This window comes from Salinispora mooreana, assembly GCF_000379065.1.
Taxonomy (GTDB): domain Bacteria; phylum Actinomycetota; class Actinomycetes; order Mycobacteriales; family Micromonosporaceae; genus Micromonospora; species Micromonospora mooreana.
The window spans coordinates 5,043,397-5,062,365 of record NZ_KB900614.1 but is presented as its reverse complement, the minus strand read 5'-3'; the positions used below and the strand labels follow the sequence as shown (position 1 = coordinate 5,062,365).

The 18,969-nt window shown below is 70.2% G+C and carries 20 protein-coding genes; 12 read left to right on the top strand and 8 right to left on the bottom strand.

Annotated features, from left to right (window positions below; genetic code table 11):
- The first annotated feature begins 69 nt into the window (after positions 1 to 69).
- A complete protein-coding gene (locus SALPAC6_RS0124395) occupies positions 70 to 576 on the top strand; it encodes an Lrp/AsnC family transcriptional regulator (protein WP_018255924.1) in 507 nt (168 codons plus the stop codon).
- Here SALPAC6_RS0124395 and SALPAC6_RS0124390 read toward each other — a convergent pair.
- Positions 506 to 1,117: a histidine phosphatase family protein gene (locus tag SALPAC6_RS0124390; RefSeq protein ID WP_018255923.1), complete on the bottom strand. Its 612-nt coding sequence runs from the start codon at positions 1,115 to 1,117 to the stop codon at positions 506 to 508. The genes SALPAC6_RS0124395 and SALPAC6_RS0124390 overlap by 71 nt on opposite strands.
- Positions 1,118 to 1,273: 156 nt before the next feature.
- Here SALPAC6_RS0124390 and SALPAC6_RS0124385 point away from each other — a divergent pair, with 156 nt between their 5' ends.
- Positions 1,274 to 1,468 carry a CsbD family protein gene (locus SALPAC6_RS0124385; RefSeq protein ID WP_018255922.1) on the top strand — a complete coding sequence of 65 codons (195 nt, stop codon included), beginning with the start codon at positions 1,274 to 1,276 and terminating at the stop codon, positions 1,466 to 1,468.
- Between the two features lie 142 nt (positions 1,469 to 1,610).
- Here SALPAC6_RS0124385 and SALPAC6_RS0124380 read toward each other — a convergent pair whose 3' ends face one another.
- Entirely contained in the window at positions 1,611 to 3,014 is a 1,404-nt protein-coding gene (locus SALPAC6_RS0124380) for a KamA family radical SAM protein (RefSeq protein ID WP_026190039.1), read from the bottom strand.
- 149 nt (positions 3,015 to 3,163) lie between these two features.
- Between SALPAC6_RS0124380 and kdd the strand changes: the two genes are divergently transcribed.
- The 9 genes from kdd (at position 3,164) to SALPAC6_RS0124335 (ending at position 13,437) form a co-directional block, all read left to right on the top strand.
- Positions 3,164 to 4,222, top strand: a complete 1,059-nt coding sequence (gene kdd, locus SALPAC6_RS0124375; protein WP_026190038.1) for an L-erythro-3,5-diaminohexanoate dehydrogenase — start codon at positions 3,164 to 3,166, stop codon at positions 4,220 to 4,222.
- Between the two features lie 5 nt (positions 4,223 to 4,227).
- Positions 4,228 to 5,793: an amidohydrolase gene (locus SALPAC6_RS0124370; protein WP_018255919.1), complete on the top strand. Its 1,566-nt coding sequence runs from the start codon at positions 4,228 to 4,230 to the stop codon at positions 5,791 to 5,793.
- Positions 5,790 to 7,352 (top strand): lysine 5,6-aminomutase subunit alpha, encoded by a 1,563-nt coding sequence (gene kamD, locus SALPAC6_RS0124365; RefSeq protein WP_018255918.1) that lies wholly within the window; start codon positions 5,790 to 5,792, stop codon positions 7,350 to 7,352. Before SALPAC6_RS0124370 ends, kamD begins: the two co-directional genes overlap by 4 nt.
- Positions 7,349 to 8,131 carry a lysine 5,6-aminomutase subunit beta gene (gene kamE, locus SALPAC6_RS0124360; protein WP_018255917.1) on the top strand — a complete coding sequence of 261 codons (783 nt, stop codon included), beginning with the start codon at positions 7,349 to 7,351 and terminating at the stop codon, positions 8,129 to 8,131. The genes kamD and kamE overlap by 4 nt, the downstream gene beginning before the upstream one ends.
- The gene (gene kal, locus SALPAC6_RS0124355) at positions 8,128 to 8,520 is read left to right on the top strand and encodes a 3-aminobutyryl-CoA ammonia lyase (RefSeq protein ID WP_018255916.1); all 393 of its coding nucleotides are present in this window, start codon (positions 8,128 to 8,130) and stop codon (positions 8,518 to 8,520) included. Before kamE ends, kal begins: the two co-directional genes overlap by 4 nt.
- A complete protein-coding gene (locus SALPAC6_RS0124350) occupies positions 8,517 to 9,854 on the top strand; it encodes a glutamate mutase L (protein WP_018255915.1) in 1,338 nt (445 codons plus the stop codon). Before kal ends, SALPAC6_RS0124350 begins: the two co-directional genes overlap by 4 nt.
- Positions 9,855 to 10,367: 513 nt before the next feature.
- Positions 10,368 to 11,984, top strand: a complete 1,617-nt coding sequence (lnt, locus tag SALPAC6_RS0124345) for an apolipoprotein N-acyltransferase (RefSeq protein ID WP_397540903.1) — start codon at positions 10,368 to 10,370, stop codon at positions 11,982 to 11,984.
- Positions 11,977 to 12,765 (top strand): polyprenol monophosphomannose synthase, encoded by a 789-nt coding sequence (locus SALPAC6_RS0124340; protein ID WP_018255913.1) that lies wholly within the window; start codon positions 11,977 to 11,979, stop codon positions 12,763 to 12,765. Before lnt ends, SALPAC6_RS0124340 begins: the two co-directional genes overlap by 8 nt.
- A 162-nt stretch (positions 12,766 to 12,927) precedes the next feature.
- Positions 12,928 to 13,437, top strand: a complete 510-nt coding sequence (locus tag SALPAC6_RS0124335) for an FxsA family protein (protein ID WP_018255912.1) — start codon at positions 12,928 to 12,930, stop codon at positions 13,435 to 13,437.
- A gap of 142 nt (positions 13,438 to 13,579) precedes the next feature.
- Here the strand turns inward: SALPAC6_RS0124335 and SALPAC6_RS0124330 are convergent, their stop codons facing one another.
- From SALPAC6_RS0124330 to SALPAC6_RS0124315, 4 genes are all read right to left on the bottom strand, one after another.
- The gene (locus tag SALPAC6_RS0124330) at positions 13,580 to 13,921 is read right to left on the bottom strand and encodes an RNA polymerase-binding protein RbpA (RefSeq protein WP_012013503.1); all 342 of its coding nucleotides are present in this window, start codon (positions 13,919 to 13,921) and stop codon (positions 13,580 to 13,582) included.
- 189 nt (positions 13,922 to 14,110) lie between these two features.
- A complete protein-coding gene (locus tag SALPAC6_RS0124325) occupies positions 14,111 to 15,223 on the bottom strand; it encodes a coiled-coil domain-containing protein (protein WP_026190037.1) in 1,113 nt (370 codons plus the stop codon).
- Positions 15,224 to 15,270: 47 nt separating this feature from the next.
- Positions 15,271 to 16,092 carry a class I SAM-dependent methyltransferase gene (locus SALPAC6_RS0124320; RefSeq protein ID WP_018255909.1) on the bottom strand — a complete coding sequence of 274 codons (822 nt, stop codon included), beginning with the start codon at positions 16,090 to 16,092 and terminating at the stop codon, positions 15,271 to 15,273.
- Positions 16,093 to 16,294: 202 nt separating this feature from the next.
- Positions 16,295 to 17,215 carry an EamA family transporter gene (locus SALPAC6_RS0124315; RefSeq protein ID WP_018255908.1) on the bottom strand — a complete coding sequence of 307 codons (921 nt, stop codon included), beginning with the start codon at positions 17,213 to 17,215 and terminating at the stop codon, positions 16,295 to 16,297.
- Between the two features lie 65 nt (positions 17,216 to 17,280).
- Here SALPAC6_RS0124315 and SALPAC6_RS0124310 point away from each other — a divergent pair, with 65 nt between their 5' ends.
- Positions 17,281 to 17,769, top strand: coding sequence for an Lrp/AsnC family transcriptional regulator (locus SALPAC6_RS0124310; protein ID WP_026190036.1), 489 nt, complete (start codon positions 17,281 to 17,283; stop codon positions 17,767 to 17,769).
- Positions 17,770 to 17,838: 69 nt separating this feature from the next.
- Here SALPAC6_RS0124310 and SALPAC6_RS0124305 read toward each other — a convergent pair whose 3' ends face one another.
- Positions 17,839 to 18,639, bottom strand: coding sequence for a hypothetical protein (locus SALPAC6_RS0124305; protein WP_018255906.1), 801 nt, complete (start codon positions 18,637 to 18,639; stop codon positions 17,839 to 17,841).
- Positions 18,636 to 18,935 (bottom strand): hypothetical protein, encoded by a 300-nt coding sequence (locus SALPAC6_RS0124300; RefSeq protein WP_018255905.1) that lies wholly within the window; start codon positions 18,933 to 18,935, stop codon positions 18,636 to 18,638. Before SALPAC6_RS0124300 ends, SALPAC6_RS0124305 begins: the two co-directional genes overlap by 4 nt.
- Positions 18,936 to 18,969 lie beyond the last annotated feature (34 nt).

The window sequence follows — 18,969 nt, the reverse complement described above, 5'->3', positions numbered from 1 at the left end:
CCCGCCACGCGATGCTGTTCTGGCGACCCAGCATCGCGTGGCGGGCCTTTTCCCGGTAGGTTGCTCGCCGTGGAGGAGATCGACCGGGCCATCGTCGCGGAGCTGGCCGTCGACGGCCGGCTGTCATATACCGACCTCGCCGAGCGGGTGGGGTTGTCGGTCTCCGCGGTGCACCAGCGGGTCCGCCGGCTGGAGCAGCGCGGGGTCATCGGCGGGTACGCGGCCCGGGTGTCCTTCGAGGCGCTGGACCTGCCGCTGACGGCTTTTGTCGCGATTCGGCCGTTTGATCCCTCGCAGCCGGATGATGCCCCGGAGCGACTGGCCCACCTACCGGAGATCGACTCATGTTACTCGGTCGCGGGGGAGGACTTCTACCTGCTGTTGCTGAGGGTGGCCGGGCCGACGGACCTGGAGCGGGTGCTGCAGGAGATCCGGATGGCGGCGAGCGTGACCACGCGGACCACCGTGGTGTTGTCAACGCCGTACGAGGGCCGGCCGCCGAAGATCAGTGCCGAGGTGTCTGGGCGGCTGCGGCCGCGGGGGCCGGGGGAGCCGGCTGGTTCCACCGAAGGATGACCTGGCGGCCGTGTTCGTGGCCGAGCACGCTGACGGTCGCGGTCTCCAGCCGGAACAGCGCCCCGGCGGAGGGTGGTAGGCCGAGCCACCGGGCGGTGAGCACCCGGAGGCTGTGCGCGTGTCCGACCACGGCGACGGTTCCGTGGTCGAGGATGGGGCCCAGCCGGGTGAGGATCCGGTCGAGCCGCTCACCGACCTGGTGGGGAGACTCGCCGCCGGGGCAGCCATCGGTCCAGAGGTTCCAGTCGGGGTCTCTTTCGTGGACCTCGGCGGTGGTGCGGCCCTCGATCTCGCCGTAGTCCCACTCCGCAAGATCGTCGTCCGTCCCGGTCGGGCTGAGGCCGGCGAGTCGCGCGGTGTGCACCGCGCGGGCGCAGGGGCTGGTCAGGACTGCGGCGAAGCGCCGGCCGGTGAGCATCGGGGCGAGCGCGCGGGCCTCCCGTTCACCGTCCGGCGTCAGCGCGAGGTCGGTGTACGAGGTGTGTCGCCGACGGGCGCTCCACGTGGTCTCACCGTGTCTGATCAACAGGAGCTCACCCATGCCTTTCAGTCAACCACTGGCATCGCAGCCCGTCCTGGCTAGCATCCTAGGACGCACTAGGCGCGGTGTCTGCGCATACCGACCCAAACGAATAGTCACCAGCAGCACGGGAAGACTCGATGTCGATGGCCGAAACGCCACGAGGGGAGAGCGGAGATGGGCTTCGCCACCAAGACGAAGAACATGGTGGACGAGCTGACCGGCGCCACCAAGGAACGGGTGGGCGATGTCTGCGGCGACGAGCGGCTGCGGGTCGAAGGGGTCCGGCAGCGGGACGACGCCCGTGCTCGCCAGGCCAGGGAGGAGCGCGCTGAGCAGTCGGATCGTGAGTTGGATCGGACTGCGCGGTGACGTGACCGCTTGACCCGGCGGGCCCGGCAGAAGGTGCTGCCGGGCCCGCCGTCGTTCCGACTGGTGCTTGCGGGCTAAGGCCGGATTGCCGTAGCCCGGTGCCGCCCACGAATTGTGGTCATGGGCGGCGGGCCGAGGTGGGTCAGTCGTCGCGGTGGGCCGCCCACCAGGCCTGGCCGGTCTCCGGCAGGGAGTCGATCGGGTCGTAGTAGGCGTATCGCTTGTTGAGCGCCTCCAGGTCGGCGGACTCGATGGAGGTGCGGTAGTTCTTGGTCCAGTACGAGATGCCCCGCTCCCGGTCGTATTCGGTGAGCATGTGCACCCAGCGCTTGCCCACGAAGGGAACGTCGCAGACGATTCGTGGGGTGGCGTAGCCGGGCAGGTAGCCCATGATGTCGTGTTGGAGCTGTTGGGCGTACCCGACCGGGACCCGCCAGTGCTCGGCGTTGGGGATCATGTCGCACAGGTAGAAGTAGTACGGCAGGATGCCGGCCTCGCCCTGCAACGCGAAGCAGAGATCAAGTAGTTCGGGGGTGGTGGCGTTGACGCCACGCATGAGCACGCCCTGGTTGCGGACGTCTCGAACCCCGATGTCCAGTGCGGTCTGGGCGGCTTTGGCGACCAGCGGGGTGAGGGACTGGGCATGGTTGACGTGGGTGTGGATCGCGAGGTTGACGCCCCGGCGGGCGGCGGTGCGGGCGACCCGCTCGAGGCCCTCGACGACATCGGCTCGGAGCCAGTGTTGGGGCAGGCCCATCAGGGCCTTGGTGGCGAGCCGAATGTCGCGCACGGTCTCGATGTCGAGCAGGCGCATCAGATACGACTCAAGGTTCTTCCACGGTACGTTGGCCACGTCACCGCCGGAGACGACGACGTCGCGGACTCCGGGGTGGGCCCGGAGGTAGGTGATGTGGGCGTCGTAGCGGTCGACGGGTTTGAGGGTGAGTTTGAGTTTGTCGATGGTGGGGGTGGAGTTGCCGACCAGGTCCATCCGGGTGCAGTGCCCGCAGTACTGCGGGCAGGTGGAGAGTAGTTCGGCGAGGACCTTCGTGGGGTAGCGGTGGGTGAGGCCCTCGGCGACCCACATGTCGTGTTCGTGTAGAGAGTCGCGGCTGGCGTACGGGTGTGAGGGCCAGTCGGTGCGTCGGTCGGAGGCGACGGGGAGCATGTAGCGCCGGATCGGGTCGGCGTAGAGGGCGTCGGTGGTCATCGCCTCGAAGGGCACCATGGTGTTGATCATCTGGGGCGGCACCAGCATGGACATGGTGGCCAGGGCTTTCTGGTCGGCTTCCAGGTCGGCGTAGAAGGTTTCGCTGACGAGGTCGCCGAGGACGGCGCGGAGTTGCTTGATGTTCTTGATGCAGTTGGTGCGTTGCCACTGGGCGGACTCCCACTGGTCGCGGCTGATGTGGCGCCAGCCGGGGAAGCGGGTCCAATCGGGTTCGACGAGGGGGGCCCGTCGGTATTCGTAGGGCTGGCCCGTGGTGGGGGCGGTGGGTGCAGGCTGGGCTGCGGAGATGGTTTCCGCGGGGTGGGTCTGGGTCACGGCCCCCTCCTTGTGGGTGGTGGTGTTCATGATCAATGGTCCCGTAGGGTACTGGAAATTATCCGGCGAAGTATTTATTCTGCCGGAAGTTTTCCCGCCTTGCGAGTCGCGGTCCGGGGCTTCAGGCGGCTGACAGGGAGGTCGTCGTGATATCACCGGTGGGTCTGCACCGCGTTCTGGAGCCTGCGGGGGTGCTGCCGCAGGCGGCTTGGCGACTGGACGCGAGCCCGGCGATCTCACCGAACGAGGTACGGATCCGGGTGGAGCGGTTACACCTGGACGCGGCGAGCTTCCGGCAGTTGCGGGAGAAGCACGGCGGGGACGGCGCGCGGATCCGCGCCGAGGTGCTGGAGATCATCACTGCCCGGGGCAAGATGCAGAACCCGGTGACCGGCTCGGGTGGCATGTTGATCGGCACAGTCGAGGAGGCCGGGCGGCGGTCGCCGCTGGGGCTGCGGGTGGGCGACCGGGTGGCGACTCTGGTGTCGCTCACGCTGACGCCGTTGGCCGTCGCGGATGGGCTGTCCCGGTGGGATGGCCGCACCGAGCAGGTCCCGTGTGATGGTCATGCGATCCTGTTTGCTCGCTCCATCGCGGTGGTGCTGCCGGCGGATCTGCATCCGGAGTTGTCGCTCGCCGCGCTGGATGTGTGCGGGGCTCCGGCGTTGACCGCGCGGGTGGTGGAGCGGTATGTGGCCGAGCGGGCGCGGGAGAGGGACGCGCGGCCGGTCAGTGTCGCGGTGATCGGCGGTGCGGGCAAAAGTGGGTCGCTGTCGTTGGCTGCGGCGCGACGGGCGGGCGCGACGCAGGCTGTCGGGGTGGTGCCGGTGGCGGGGGAGCGGGACGCGTTGGCGGCGACCGGGTTGGCGGATGCGGTGGTGTTGGCCGATGCGCGGGATCCGGTGGCGTTGTCGACGGCGGTGCTGTCGGCGTTGGGGGTGCCGGCGGATGTGACGGTGGTGTGCGTGGATGTGCCGGGTTGTGAGCATGGGGCGGTGTTGGCCACGGCTGACGGTGGCACGGTGGTGTTCTTCTCGATGGCGACGAGTTTCGCGGCGGCGGCGTTGGGTGCGGAGGGCCTGGCGGCGGATGTGACGATGCTGGTTGGTAACGGGTTTGTGCCGGGACATGCGGAGTTCGCGTTGGATTTGGTGCGGGCCGACCCGGGGGTGCGTCGTCTCTTCGAGGCGCGGCTGGCGGCAGACTGAGTGCTATGACGAACCCCTCGACGCTGTACCGCGGCGGTGTGCTGCATTGTCCTGCTGACCCGGCTGCGACTGCCTTGTTGGTCGCCGATGGCCGGATTGCCTGGTTGGGGGCGGACGCTGATGCACCGGTCGCCGATCAGGTGGTGGATCTGGATGGGGCGTTGGTGACGCCGGCGTTCGTTGATGCGCATGTGCACGTGACCGACACCGGGTTGGGGTTGTCGGGGCTGGACGTGTCGGGTGTGCGGTCGGGGCGGGAGTTGTTGGCGGCGGTGGCGGCGTTTGCCGAGGGGTTGCCGCCTGATGGTGTGGTGCTGGGGCATGGGTGGGACGAGTCGACGTGGCCGGTGCCGGTGCCTCCGGCGGCGGCGGAGTTGGGTCGGGCGGCGGCGGGGCGGCGGGTGTATCTGTCGCAGGCGTCGATGCATTCGGCGTTGGTGTCGACGGCGTTGCTGGCTGCGTGTCCGGGGGTGGTTGCCGCGGCTGGGTTCGACGAGTCGGGGTGGCTGCGGCGGGATGCGCATCATGTGGTGCGGGCGGCGGCTTTTGGCGTGGTTGGTCGGGTGCAGCGGGTGGCGGCGCAGCGGGCGGCGTTGGCGCGGGCGGCGTCGTTGGGGGTTGCGGCGGTGCATGAGTGTGGTGGGCCGGAGATTTCCGGCGAGGAGGATTTCACGGGGTTGTTGGGGATCTCCGGGGTGGGGGTGCCGGAGGTGTACGGGTATTGGGGTGAGTTGGGTGGTGCGCAGCGGGCTCGGGAGTTGGGTGCGGTGGGTGCTGGTGGGGATGTCTTCGCTGATGGGGCGTTGGGGGCGCGGACGGCTCAGCTGACGGTGCCGTATGCGGATGCGGGTGGGTGCGGGCATGGGTATCTGTCGGTGGAGCAGGTGCGGGATCACTTGTTGGGGTGCGCGAGGTACGGGGTGCAGGGCGGTTTTCACGCGATTGGGGATGCGGCGATCGCGACGGTGCTGGCGGGGTTCGCGGCGGTGGCGGCGCGGCTGGGTACGGATCGGGTGCGGGCGGCTCGGCATCGGGTGGAGCATGCGGAGCTCGTGGACAAGCGGATGATTGCCGGTTTTGTGGAGTATGGCGTGGTGGCGTCAGTACAGCCGGCGTTTGACCGGTTGTGGGGTGGCGCGGGTCAGATGTATGAGTCTCGGTTGGGGCTGGATCGGTCGTTGGCCGCGAATCCGTTGGGGGCGATGCATTCGGTGGGGGTGTCGTTGGCGTTCGGATCGGATTCGCCGGTGACTCCGGTGGATCCGTGGGGGTCGGTGCGGGCGGCGGTGTCGCATCACAATCCGACGCAGCGGATGAGCGTGCGGGCGGCTTTCGCGGCGCATTCGCGGGGTGGCTGGCGTGCGGTGGGGCGGGATGGTGACGGGGTGTTGGCGTTGGGTGCGCCGGCGACGTTCGCGGTGTGGGATACCCCGGCGGGGGTGGAGCGGGGGTTGCCGGTGTTGCAGGCGGAGGATCCGGAGGCGCGGGGTGCTTCGGACCCGACGCCGTTGCCGGTGTGTCGACGTACGGTGCTGCATGGTGCGGCGATCTATGGGGAGGGCGACTTGTGATCGGGAAGCTCGATCTGGATCCGGTGTTGGTGGCGCGGGCGCGGGAGTTGGCCGCTCGGGCTGGGGCGCCGGTGGTGGAGTTGGCGCGTAGCCATACGACGGTGTCGGTGGAACGGGCGGTGCTGCGGCTGGCCGGGGTGCAGGGGGCGGATCCGGATGGGATTCCCTGGGTGAACCGGTTGGTGGATGCGGTGGTCGCGGATGTGGGCTTGGGGCATGGGGTGGCTGTTCCGGTCTTCGATGCCTTGGCGCGGGAGCAGTTGGCGGATGTGACGCTGTTGGCGCAGAAGGCGGCGGCGGGGTCGGTGCGGTTTGCGGTTCCGGCGGGGCGGGCGGCGACGACGGCGCGGCGGGCGGCGCGGCGCGCGGTCGCGGCGGGGGTGCGGCGGATTGATCGGCGGCGGGCCGAGCGGGAGCGGTTGGTGCGGCGGTTTGGGGATCCGCCGCGGCGGCCGTGGATTTATCTGATTGTGGCGACGGGGGACATTTACGAGGATATTCCGCAGGCGCAGGCGGCGGCGCGGGCGGGGGCGGATGCGATCGCGGTGATCCGGTCGACGGGGCAGTCGTTGTTGGACTATGTGCCGGAGGGGGCGACTCGGGAGGGCTTCGCCGGTACGTATGCGACGCAGGAGAATTTCCGGCTGATGCGGGCGGCGTTGGACGAGTCGTCGCGGGAGTTGGGCCGGTATGTGCGGTTGACGAATTATGCGTCGGGGCTGTGCATGCCGGAGATGGCGGCGTTGGCAGGCCTGGAGCGGCTGGACATGATGTTGAACGATTCGATGTACGGCATCTTGTTCCGGGATATCAATCCGATTCGCACCTTTGTCGATCAGCGCTTCTCCCGGCAGGTGCACGCCCGGGCGGGGATCATCATCAATACTGGTGAGGACAACTATCTGACGACTGCCGATGCGGTGGATGAGGCGCACACGGTGACGGTGTCGCAGCTGCTCAACGAGTACTTCGCGCATGAGGCGGGGTTGGCGGACTGGCAGTTGGGGTTGGGGCACGCGTTTGAGGTCAACCCGGATGTGCCGGAGTCGTTGCGGTTGGAGTTGGCGCACGCGCTGTTGGCGCGGGAGTTGTTCCCGGATGCGCCGTTGAAGTGGATGCCGCCGACGAAGCACATGACCGGGGATGTGTTTCGGGGCAACCTGCTCGACGGCTTTTTCAACCTGGTGGGGGCGCTGACCGGGCAGGGGATGCTGCTGGTGGGGATGATGACCGAGGCGGTGGTGACGCCGTGGCTGTCGGATCGGGATATCGCCTTGCAGAACGTCCGGTATGTGTTGGGTGCCGCGGGTGGGCTGCACGAGGATTTCGTGCCGGCGTCGGGCGGGTTCATTCAGCAGCGGGCGCACCAGGTGCTGGGCTCGGCGGTGGAGTTGTTGGAGCGGGTCGGGGAGCAGTCGTTGCTGACGGCGATCGGCGAGGGCACATTCGGGATCATGAAGCGGCCGGCGGACCGGGGTAAGGGGTTGGACGGCGTGGTGCGGCACGAGGGCGACTATTACAACCCGGCGGTGGAGATCCTGGAAGGGGCGGGGTCGTGACGGCCGCGCCGGAGCAGGCGGTGGTGCCGGAGAAGCAGATCGTGCGGCCGTACGGGGACACCACCGGTGACGGCATGGTGCAGGTGTCGTTCACGTTGCCGCTGCCGCACGACAAACGAGCCGAGGGTGCGGCGATTCAGCTGGCCGGGAAGATGGGCATCGACCCGGCGATGCTGGTGCATGCCCGGCCGATGGGCGACGGGTTCACCTTCTTCGTGGTGTACGGGCGGGTGAACCATCTGGTGGACACCTCGGTGGTGCGGGTGGTGGAGCGGGACTTTCCGTTGCTGTCGGCGAAGGAGGTCAACGCGGTGGTCAAGCGGCAGTTGCGACGGAAGCTGTCGGTGGTGGGGGCGTGCATCGGCACCGACGCGCACACCGTGGGGATCGACGCGATTCTCAACGTCAAGGGCATCGCCGGGGACAAGGGGCTGGAGTACTACCGGGAGTTGCGGGTCAGCAATCTGGGCGCGCAGGTGAGTGTGCCGGATTTGGTGGCGGCGGCTCGGGCGGAGCAGGCGGATGCGGTGTTGGTGTCGCAGGTGGTCACGCAGCGGGATGCGCATCTGCACAACACGCGGGAGATGTCGGCGGCCTTCCGGGAGGCCTGGCCGGCGGGGAAGCGGCCGTTGTTGATTGTCGGTGGGCCGCGTTTCGACGAGGCGATGACCGCCGAGCTGGGGGTGGACCGGATCTTCGGTCGTGGCACCACCCCAGGTGAGGTGGCCTCCTACCTGGTCCATACGTTGATCACGAGCCGGAGGGCGGCGACGGTATGAGTGACCCGAGGGTCGGGGTGACGGTGGTGCACCGGCGGTATGTGCCGTACGCGCATGCGCACTATGCGGGGAGCCTGGTCGACGGGGCGTACGCGTTGGGTTTGTTCGGGGATGTCGCCACGGAGGTCTGTATCCGCACCGACGGGGACGAGGGTTTGTTCGCCGGCTATTCGGACGTGCGGTTCGTGGCACCGGTGCGCGCCGGTGACGTGGTGGAGGTGACCGGTCGGGTCACCCGGGTGGGCACGCGTAGCCGCACGTTGGAGTTGAGTTGCGTGGTGGTGTGTCGGGGGCGTCCGGATCGGGGGGAGTCCGCGGCGCAGGTGTGTGATCCGCCGATCGTGGCGGTCACCGCGACGGGCACGGTGGTCGTGCCACCGGTGGCGTGAACGTCGCGATCTGCGCGGATGTCGGCTCGACGTACACGAAGGTGGCGGTGGTCGATCTCGACGGCGCGGGTCTGGTCGCGACGGCGTCACTGCCCACCACGGTGGGCAGTGACGTGTTGCGGGGGTTGGACGCGGCGGTAGCGGCGGCGACCGAGGGCCTGCCGGTGGGGGACGCGCCGTGGTACGTGTGTTCGTCTGCTGGCGGCGGGCTGCGGTTGGCGGTGGTCGGCTACGAACAGTTGGTGACCGCGCAGGCGGGCCGTCGGGTTGGCCTGTCGGCGGGGGCGAACGTGGTGCATGTGGCCGCGGGGCGGCTTGGCGCGGCGGATCTGGCGGCGGTGCGGGCGGCTCGCCCGGATGTGCTGTTGCTGGTCGGTGGCACCGACGGCGGCGACGCGGAGACGTTGACGCACAACGCGTCCCGGTTGGCGCGGGCCCGCTGGCGGGTTCCGGTGGTCCTCGCCGGTAATGCGCAGGTCCGCGACGAGGTGTCGTCGATGCTGGTGTCGGCGCGAGTGCCGGTGACCGTGGCGGAGAATGTACTGCCCCGGATCGGGGTGTTGGCGCCGGCTGGGGCGCGGGCGGCGATCCGCGAGGTGTTCCTGCGGCATGTGATCGGCGGCAAGCGGCTGTCGCGGGGGCCGCGGTTTGCGCGGCTGGTGCGGGCGGCCACCCCGGATGCGGTGCTGACCGGCGTGGAGTTGCTCGCGGACACGCTCGGTGGTGACCTGGCGGTGGTGGACGTCGGTGGGGCGACCACCGACGTGTACTCGGTGCTGACGCCGGATGAGCGGGAGAGTGGGCCGGGCCGGGAGGTGGCGGGCAGCCTGTGGCGGGCCCGCACCGTCGAGGGGGATTTGGGGGTGCGGTGGAGCGCCCCGGGTGTGGTGCGGGCGGCGGTGGAGGAGCGGCTGCTCCACGCGGCCGAGGCCGAGGTGTTGGCGGTGGCGGCGCAGCGGCGTGCCGACGACCCGGCGTACCTTCCGGTGGGTGGGGCGCAGCAGGCGACAGACGCGCGGTTGGCTGCTTTGGCGGCCACGGTGGCGTTGCGGCGGCACGCCCGCGGGGCGGCCACGGGTGAACGCGCGGGACGGGATCTGCGAGATGTTCGGCTGCTGGTCGGTTCGGGTGGGGTGTTGCGGCACGCTGTGCCCGCGGATGCGGCGGGGGTGCTCGCGGGGGTGCTCGCCGACTATGCCGGCGGGTGGCCGTTGCCGCGTGCGGCCCGGCCGGTGATTGACGTGGACTATGTGCTGGCCGCCGCCGGGTTGCTTGGCGCCGAGCAACCGGTCGCGGCGCGCGCTCTCACTGAACGGTTACGTGTGGGGGGTTAGCCCGCCCTTGTTGCCCGATCTGCGGGTGGTGTGGTGCGGGCTGGCCGGTGCGACACGCCGGGTGGTGGCGACGACTCGTCAGGGCCGGGTTGACAGCGCCCCGGGGGGAGCACGTACCGTCTTTGAGTCCTACTACGGGAAGCGGCTGTTGTTCGCTTCGTCCCTTCGTCCGCTGGCCGAGCGACACGAGTGTGTGGTCGCGGCGGCCAGGTCCAGCGGGCGGGGGTCGGCGGGGCGGCGCGGACCGGCCGCGGTTACCGGTGTACGGGCAGGGTGAGAGGCACGGCCAGTAGACAACGGCCAGGCGGGGGCAGCCAGTCTGCCGTCCGGTCGGTCCGAAGGTCGGCGCGTCCCATTCTCGCCCCACCGGCCGGGAAGGGCCTGGGAGCATCGGGGTGCGGCGGTTGCCGCGCCCCGATTTCCGTTTACCCGGTCGAGGGTGAGGCCGCCGTGGTCTGTGCTGGCCGGGCGGCGCGGATCGGGCCGGGTAGCCTTCGGCAGGTGATCGTGGACATGCCGGCGACGGCGGTGGGAGTGAAGCAGGAACGTCGGTTGCCGTTGCCGGTGGCGATGGTGGCGGCGGTTGGTGGGGGCGTGGCGATGCTGCTGGCGTTTCCGCCGTACGGGGTGTGGCCGTTGGCGGCGGTCGGAGTGGCCCTGTTGGCCGGGGCGACCCACCGTCGACGTCCGCGCGCTGGCGCTGGCCTCGGGTTCCTGACCGGGGTGGCGTTTTTCGCTCCGCTGCTGGGCTGGACCAACCTGCACACCGGCTCTCTGCCGTGGGTGCTGCTGTCGCTGTTGCAGGCCGGCTACCTGGCGTTGCTCGGCGCGGCCACCGCGTGGGTTTCTCCGCTGGTTGACCGGTTCCGGTGGGGGTGGCCGGTGTTGACCGGGGTGCTGTGGGTGGCGCAGGAGGCGTTGCGGGATCGCACTCCGTTCGGTGGTTTCCCGTGGGGTCGGCTGGCGTTTAGCCAGGACGGGTCGCCGCTACTGCGGTTTGCCGCCCTGGGCGGGGCGCCGCTGGTCACCTTCGCGGTCGCGGTGATCGGTGGGCTGCTGGTGGCTGCGGCCTGGGCGGCCTGGTCGGCGGGTCGTCACCCGGGCCGGCGGTGGATGCCGGTGGCGGGGGCGTTGGTGGCGGCGCTGGCGGTTCCGGCGGTCGGGCTACTCGTGCCGATCCGCGCCGACGGCGGTGGGGAGACGGTGACGGTGGCGATCGTGCAGGGCAATGTGCCACGGCTGGGACTGGATTTCAACGCCCAGCGGCAGGCGGTGCTGAACAACCACGTCGAGGCCACCGTCGAGCTGGCCGACCAGGTGGCCGCCGGGGCCCGGCCCCGCCCGGACCTGGTGGTGTGGCCGGAAAACTCCAGCGACATCGACCCGCTGCACGACGCTTCCGCCGGTAGTCGGATCCAGTCTGCTGCCGACGCGGTGGGGGTGCCGATCCTGGTCGGGGCGGTGCTGCGCGGTCCGGGGGAGGGGCAGGTACGCAACGCGGGGCTGCTGTGGCTGCCGGGGACCGGCCCGGATCTCGACCAGTTGTACACGAAGCGGCATCCAGTGCCGTTTGCCGAGTATGTGCCGTTCCGTGACGTGGCCCGACTGGTCAGCAAGCAGGTTGATCGGGTGCGGTCTGACTTCGTGCCGGGTAGCACTCCGGGAGTGCTGGCTGTCGGTCCGGTGGTGCTCGGTGATGTGATCTGCTTCGAGGTCGCCTACGACGAGGTGGTCCGGGACACCGTTACCGGTGGGGCGCAGCTGCTGGTGGTGCAGACGAACAACGCCACCTTCGATGTGGCTGAGGCCCGGCAGCAGCTGGCCATGGTGCGGCTGCGGGCGGTCGAGCACGGTCGCCCGGCGCTGATGGCCTCGACGGTGGGCGTTTCCGGGTTCGTTTCCCCGGATGGGCGGGTAAGTGATGCCACCGAGTTCAACACCCGCGCGATCGTGGTGCGGCAGCTACACCTCGCCGACGGAGACACCTTCGCGACCCGGGCCGGGTTGTGGCCGGAGGTGACGCTGACGGTCCTGGCCGTGGCGGCCCTGGCCGCAGGTGGGGTGTGGCGACGCGCCCGCGGTGCGGCGACGGCCGGTACGCCGGTGAGAGGGAGGCAGGACGGTGCGTGACGAGACCGGTCATCCTGGGGTGGGGCGGGTGCTTGTGGTCATCCCGACCTACAACGAGGCCGACAACTTGACCTGGATTGTGGAACGGGTGCGTCGAGCGGTTCCGTCGGTGGACATTCTGGTTGCCGATGACAACAGCCCGGATGGCACCGGTGCGGTCGCTGAGGCCCTCGCCGGGCAGGACCGGCGGGTGCATGTGCTGCACCGGGAGGGCAAGCAGGGACTCGGCGCCGCCTATCTGGCCGGGTTCGGGTGGGCGCGCCAGCGCGGCTACGACGCGGTGGTGGAGATGGACGCCGACGGCTCGCACGCCCCGGAGGATCTGCCGGCGATGCTGGCCGCTGCCCGCGACGCGGACGTGGTGATCGGATCCCGCTGGACCCGGGGAGCGCAGGTGCTCAACTGGCCGCTGCGGCGGCTGCTGTTGTCGCGCTGCGGCAACCTGTACGCGCGGCTGGCCCTGGGGATGCCGGTCTCCGACGCCACCGGCGGCTACCGGGTGTATCGACTCAGCGCCCTGGACGCGTTGGACCTGGCGTCGGTGTGCTCGCAGGGGTATTCGTTCCAGGTGGAGTTGTCCCGGCTGGCGCACCGGGCCGGGGTGCGGATCGTGGAGGTGCCGATCACGTTCGCCGAACGCGAACGGGGCAGCAGCAAGATGAGCCCGCTGATTGTCGCCGAGGCGTTGTGGCGGATCACCGGGTGGGCGGTGGCGGACCGGCGACTGGCCTTCCGTCGGGGGCTACACGGCACGCCCACGGGGCAGATCCGTTGGCCGTAGCGCGCTGCCCCGGTCCCCTTCGCTGCCCGGCGGTGGCGTCGTCGGCGTTGGTGGCGGGGGTCGGCGGCGGTGCGGCCGTGTCATGCTGGACGGGCGGGACGACGTACTCCACCACCGGCGAACCGGGCAGTGGGGGCGTGGCGGTCGGGTGGTGAGGTGAGGATGCGCCGGGGACTGAGGTTCGTACCGTTGGCGTTGTTGCTGGCGGCGTTGGCGGAGCTGGCGGTGTTCGTGGCCGTCGGCCGGGCTGTCGGGTTCGGGATTGCGGTGCTGGCCGTGTTCGCGGCGTCGCTGCTGGGCGTGGCGTTGCTGCGCCGGGAGGGGATGCGCGCGTGGCGGGGCTTCCAAACCGCGGCGCGGGCTGGTCAACCGCCGGGCACGCAGGTCACCGATGGTCTGGTGGGGTTGCTCGGCGCGCTGTTGTTGGCCACTCCGGGTCTGCTCAGCGGGGCGCTGGGGGTGGTGCTGCTGGTGCCGCCGGCGCGCCGGCTGGCCCGCGCGGGCGTACGGCGCACGGCGGAGCGGCGAGTGTCGTCGATGGTCGCCGGTGATCTGTTCGGGCCGCGCCGGGTGCGGGTGCACCGGGGCAGCCCACAGCAGCCGCCGTCGGCGGAGCCAACCGTGGTTGACGGCGGCCAGCCCATTGAGGGTGAAATCGTCGAGCCCCGGTAGGGCGCAAGGGGCGCTCGGCGCCCGATACCCGCCGACCGGCCCCCCACCGCGGCACCGCGCTCCCGGAGCCCGGGCTGCCCCCGTGACACCACGACACCCGCCCCGGGTCATCCCCGAGGCAGGTGCCGTCGTGTCGGGTGGTTCAGGCGCGCCCGCGGCGGGTGCGGACCTCCTTGAGCCGTTCGGCGAGGATGTCCTCAAGTTCGGCGATCGATCGCCGCTCCAACAGCATGTCCCAGTGGGTGCGCGGCGGCTTCGCCTTCTTCTGCTCCGGTTCGTTGCCGTCAACCAGCCGGGCGACGCTGCCGTCGAACTTACATTCCCAGGTCATCGGGACCTCGGCGTCAACGGCGAACGGCACCTCGAACTGGTGACCCTTGGCGCACAGGTATTCGCGGGTCTGACGCGGCGCGAGCTCGGTGTTACGGTCGGATTCGTAGCTGACCGCGCCCAGACGGCTTCCGCGCAGCATGCGCTCGCCCATGATCGTCTTCCCCTCGTTTGTGGTGCTGGTCTGTTTCGGTGTAACGGTCGGTGTCCGTCGGGCCATTCCCGCCTGGTGGCACGTGACGGCCGGCAACCAGGGTAGCCGGCCGGCAGCCCGGCCTGGCGGGGTCGCCCCGACCTGGCCGAAAGTTCGCGTGGTCGCCGAGACGAGGTGGTCTCGCCCGCGTCAGGGCGCGGACGCGGACGCGGACGTCTCCCGGTGCGCCAGGGCGGCCGCCAGCTGGGCGACCTGGTCGGCGAGCTGGGCGACTCGCCGATGCGCCTCGTCCCGGTCACCCTCGGCGGCCCGCAGCCGCGCGGTCAACTCCGCCAGCTGGCCCTGCGCGGTGGTCACGTCCTGCTGGGCGGCGGTCAGCTGACCTCGTAGTGATTCGCGGTGCTCGGCGAGTGTCGTCGCGTCCGCGTGCGCCCGCTTCGCGTCCCCCACCGCCTGCTGACGGTGCGCTTCAGCCCGGTCCCGGTCGGCCACCGCCCGGTCCCGCTCCTGCGTCGCCGCCGCGGCCTGCGCCTGCGCCCGTTGCGCGTCCTGGCGAGCCTGTTGCGCGTCGGCGCGGTGTCCGCGGGCCTGCTCGGTCGCCGCGGCCTGCGCCTGCGCGGCCTGGTGGGCGTCGGCGCGGGCGGCGTCGCGCTCCGCGACCAGAGCTGTGGCGTTCTGCCGCTGGGTGGTGAGTTCGGCATCTGTGCTGCGTAGCTGCGCACGGGCGGCGTCGCGGTCCTGTTGGGCCTGCCCCAGTAGCGCCTGTGCCGCGCTCGCCTCCTGGCGGGCCTGGTCCCGAGCCTGACGAGCCTGCTCGGCGCGGTCCGCGGCGGCGGTGGCCTGCGCAACGGCGCGGGCCGCTTCGGCGCGGGCGCTGTCCTGCTCGGCGGTGGCGTTACGGGCCTGCTCTCGGGCCTGAACAGTGGCGGCGGCGGCGTCCTCGGCGGCGCGGCGGGCCTCGTCCCGGTCGGTCTGCGCCGCCGCCACCTGGTTGGCCGCGTCGGCGCGCGCCTGGGCCAGTTGCTGTTCCACCCCGACCGGGGACAGCTGCGCGTGCAGCGCCTCGGTGAGCGACGCCACGATCTGGTCAAGCCGGTCCACGGCCTCCCACGTGCGGGCCACCTGCCCGGGTAGCCCGGGGGCGTTACGGTGTCGCATCCGGCTGGTCCGGGCGGCCTGTTGGCAGGCGCCGTCGTTGTCCCGGCAGTAGCGGAAGGGGCGGCCCGCTCCGGTGCGCTGCGGCACGGGGCGTCCGCAGTGGGCACAGGGGCGGGCATCGGCGGGGGTGGCCTGCTCGTCCATCGGACGCCGAGTCTAGATGCCGTCGCCGTGGCCGCTGGCGCGGTGGGCTATCCGCCATCGCCAGCCGCCGGTTTACCGGCCCGAAGTGAGAAGAACAGCGGCAACTCGCCCAGCCCGCCAGGGGGGAGGGTCCAGCCCAGCCCCTCCTGCTTGTGCAGGAACGGCCATGGCCGATCCAGCCACGGGAACTCGTGGAAGAACTCGATCACGAGCCCTGCCCGCGCGACAGCGGTGACCAGCTCCGCGACGCTGTGCGGCCACAGGTACTCCACCTCGGTGGCGACCTGGGCATCCCGGTCGACGTAGCTGCCCTGCACCGGGTAGCCAACCGGTTCGGCCCTGGGAAAATAGGGTCGGCTGACTCGAAGCTCGGCCGCGGAAGAGTCCAGGACCTCGGCGATCGGGTGGATGTCGGTGACGTAGAAGACGCCACCGGGCGCCAGGAAGTGCGCCACCACCCGCGCCCACCGGGTCAGGTCCGGCAGCCAGCCCAGCACCCCACGCGAGGTGTAGACGATGTCGAAGGAACCGGTCAGGGCCGCAGGCAGGGTCAGGACGTCACTGCAGACGAAGTGGGCGTCGATTCCGGTGTCGGCGGCGAGCTGGCGGGCGACAGCGACGGCCCGGGGAGAGAAGTCCACCCCGGTGACCGTCGCGCCACGCCGCGCCCACGAGACCGTGTCGGTGCCGAGTTGGCACTGAAGGTGCAGCAGGCTTCGGCCGCCCACCTCGCCCACCTCGCCCACCTCGTACGACCGTAGCTTGCAGGTGCCCCGGCGTACCGACTCCAGGTCGTACCACGCAGAGTGGGCGTGGATGTCCGCCCACTCGTCCCACAGTCCCCGATTCGATTCGAGGAATCGGTGCACATCCCTGTTACTCACGGGCTTCACGCCTTTCAGTGGGCCGGAACCCTGCGGTGTGAGCAGGCCCTCCTGTTCGTCGCTGTCCGGCTGTTAGCGTCAGCGTGGCACAGACAGGCCGACCACGTCCTTGGGTACGCGGCGATCGGGATGGACTCGGTGGCGGGTGCCGCCCTGCGCCCGTACCACCGCCCTGCGCCCGCGGGCTTCAGCGCCCCGCGCGGGCCCGCTGTCGTCGCGGCTGCTCGCCGTCCTGGTGCACGGCGACACCGGCGACCACGAGACCGACCCCGACGATCTCCGGTGTGGTGGGGACCTGGGCCAGCACGATGACCCCGATCGCGGTCGCGGTCGCCGGGAGCAGGCAGACCAGGAGGGCGTAGGTGGCCCGGGGCAGCCGGGCCATGGCGAGCTGGTCGGTGACGTACGGGATGACCGACGAGGTGACGCCGACGCCGACCCCGGCCGCCAGGGCGACCACGTCAACGACAGCGGGTGCGGCGTCACCGATGCCTACCGGTAGCGCGAGGACGGCGGCGATCAGCATCGACAGCGCGAGACCGTCGATGCCGGACAGCTGCTGACCACGGGCGACGCGGTGCCCGAGCACAATGTAGGCGGCGAACAGCACGGCGTTGGCCGCGGCGAAGGCGATTCCGAGCGGTTCGGCGACCAGACGGACGTCGGTGAGCAGGGACACCCCGGCAACCGCGCAGGCCAACGCGAGCAGGTTTCGGTGAGTTCTGGCGGCGTAGGCCGCCAACACGATGACCGGCAGGAATTCGACTGCGGCGACCGTGCCCAACGGCAGCCGCTCCAGCGCCAGGTAGAAGACGCTGTTCATGGCCGCCAGAACGGCGGCCCACCCGATCAGCAGCCGGCGGGTGGGCCGGTCCAGGCGCCGCCAGAGCCGCCACGGCCGCCGCCACAACGCGAACACCACGGCGGCGGCGGCGATGCGCAGCCACGCCACGCCCAGGGCGTCCACGCGGACGAAAAGCAGCACCGCGAACGCCGGACCGAGGTAGTGGAACACCGCACTGACGACGAAGTAGGCGTGCGGCGGTATCCGCGGTGCGGCCACCGCCGCCAGCGACCGGGCGCCCAGGCGAGAGACTGATCGTGGCATCCCCCTATCGTCGAAGGTGAAAGCGGATAGCACCATGCATGATCGAAGGCTGAAGGAGCATGACAATGACGCATCGGGAGCCAAGACCCCCGACTGGCCTTCCAAGTAGCAACTCGTTGCTCGACGACACCAATCGCCGTCTGCTCCGCGTACTGCGCGACGACCCACGCGCGAGCGCCGCGGAGTTGGCGCGCCAGGTCGGCATGTCCGCGCCGGCGGTGCGAGAGCGTCTGCACCGACTCGAACACGCCGGCGTCATCCGCGGCTACCACGTCGATATCGACCCCGCGGCTCTGGGCCTACCGGTCGCCGCCTGGGTGCGGATCCAACCCGGTCCGGGCCAGTTGTCGAAGATCGCAGACCTGGCCGACCGCGTTCCCGAGGTTAGTGAATGCCACCGGATCTCCGGCGAGGACTGCTTCCTCCTCAAGGTGCACGTGGCCGCCGTTGACGCCCTGGCGGCGATCCTCGACCAGTTCCTGCCCCACGGCCACACCACCAGCTCCTTCATCGTCTCCACACCGGTGGCACCCCGCACCCCCGGACGAAGCTAGTGCCTGGACCACGAAGTTCGCGGTGTCGCAGCCCCCTCGAGGCCAGCGTTCCTCGTTTGCCTGTCCTGCTCAGGACAGGGAGGAGCTGACGAGGTCGAGTGCTCGGGAATGGTTCGCCCGGCGGAGGGTCCGCGCACCATGGCGGATCACATAGCGCATCTCCCGGGGCTGCTGAAGCCCTGAGTCCCGCCAGCGTTCAAGAGTGTCGAGTGCCAGTTCGGGATTCTTCTTGCAGATGTCGTTGACGTGGTTGGCCACGGACCGGGTGACGTAGCGGGTGGGGTCGGTGAAGAGGCGGTCGAGGACCGGGATCCCCACGTCGTAGGGCAGCGTCAGATTCCGTGCCCACGGGAGCCGCGGCCGCGTGCCCTCGCTGCACAGTCGCCGTACGTGATAGTGCTGGTCCTCGGTCCAGGCCAGCAGCGTTGTCAGTACCTGGTCGGGGAAGGCGTCAAGGAAAGGCCGGATCGCGAATTCGGCGGAGAAGCGCGTGGTGATGTCGCGGAGCATGGCCAGCGAGAACTCGAGGTCCTCGGCTGTGCAACCGTGCCGGGCTACGTACTCGGCGTATGGCGCGTAGATGAAGTCACCGAAGTCACCGTCGGAGAGGGCCGGGTTGGCCGGGGCGGGCAGCGAGCGCGCCAGTGTGCTCGCTGCGTCCCGGAAGTCGCGCGGCAGATATCTATCCAGGCAGGTGGCGATCCAGGCGATGCGGGCCTTGAGCTCGAGTTCCGGGAACCGCGCAATGACCGTGGCAACGAACTCGTCCGCACTGAACGCCGAGTCCACATGTGTGATCTCGCCAGCGATGAGCTCGACTTTCTCCCGCGTGAAGAACTGGTCCTTGAAGGGAATCCGCGCCGCCGTCACTCGTAGCTCTTCAGGACTTCGTAGACGCGGTGTGACCCGTCGCCGTCCATGATCGAGAAGAATGCGGCGCAGACGTCGCTCTTCCGCTCTGCTTCGACCACCTCGTCGATCGATCGCAGATCGCGGAAGAACACGATGTCGGCGTAACCGCCGCCTTCGCCGTCTTTCACGAGGATCCTCTTGATGATCCCGTCCTGCTTGCTGACGAACTCTTCCTCCCACCGGTCGGAGGCGCTGAGCAGGGCCTCCTCGGAGACGCCTGCCTGGAGTCCGAACGGTGCCAGTGCGATGTGCATGTGTGCTCTTCTCCTTCCGTCGTGCGAGCGACGA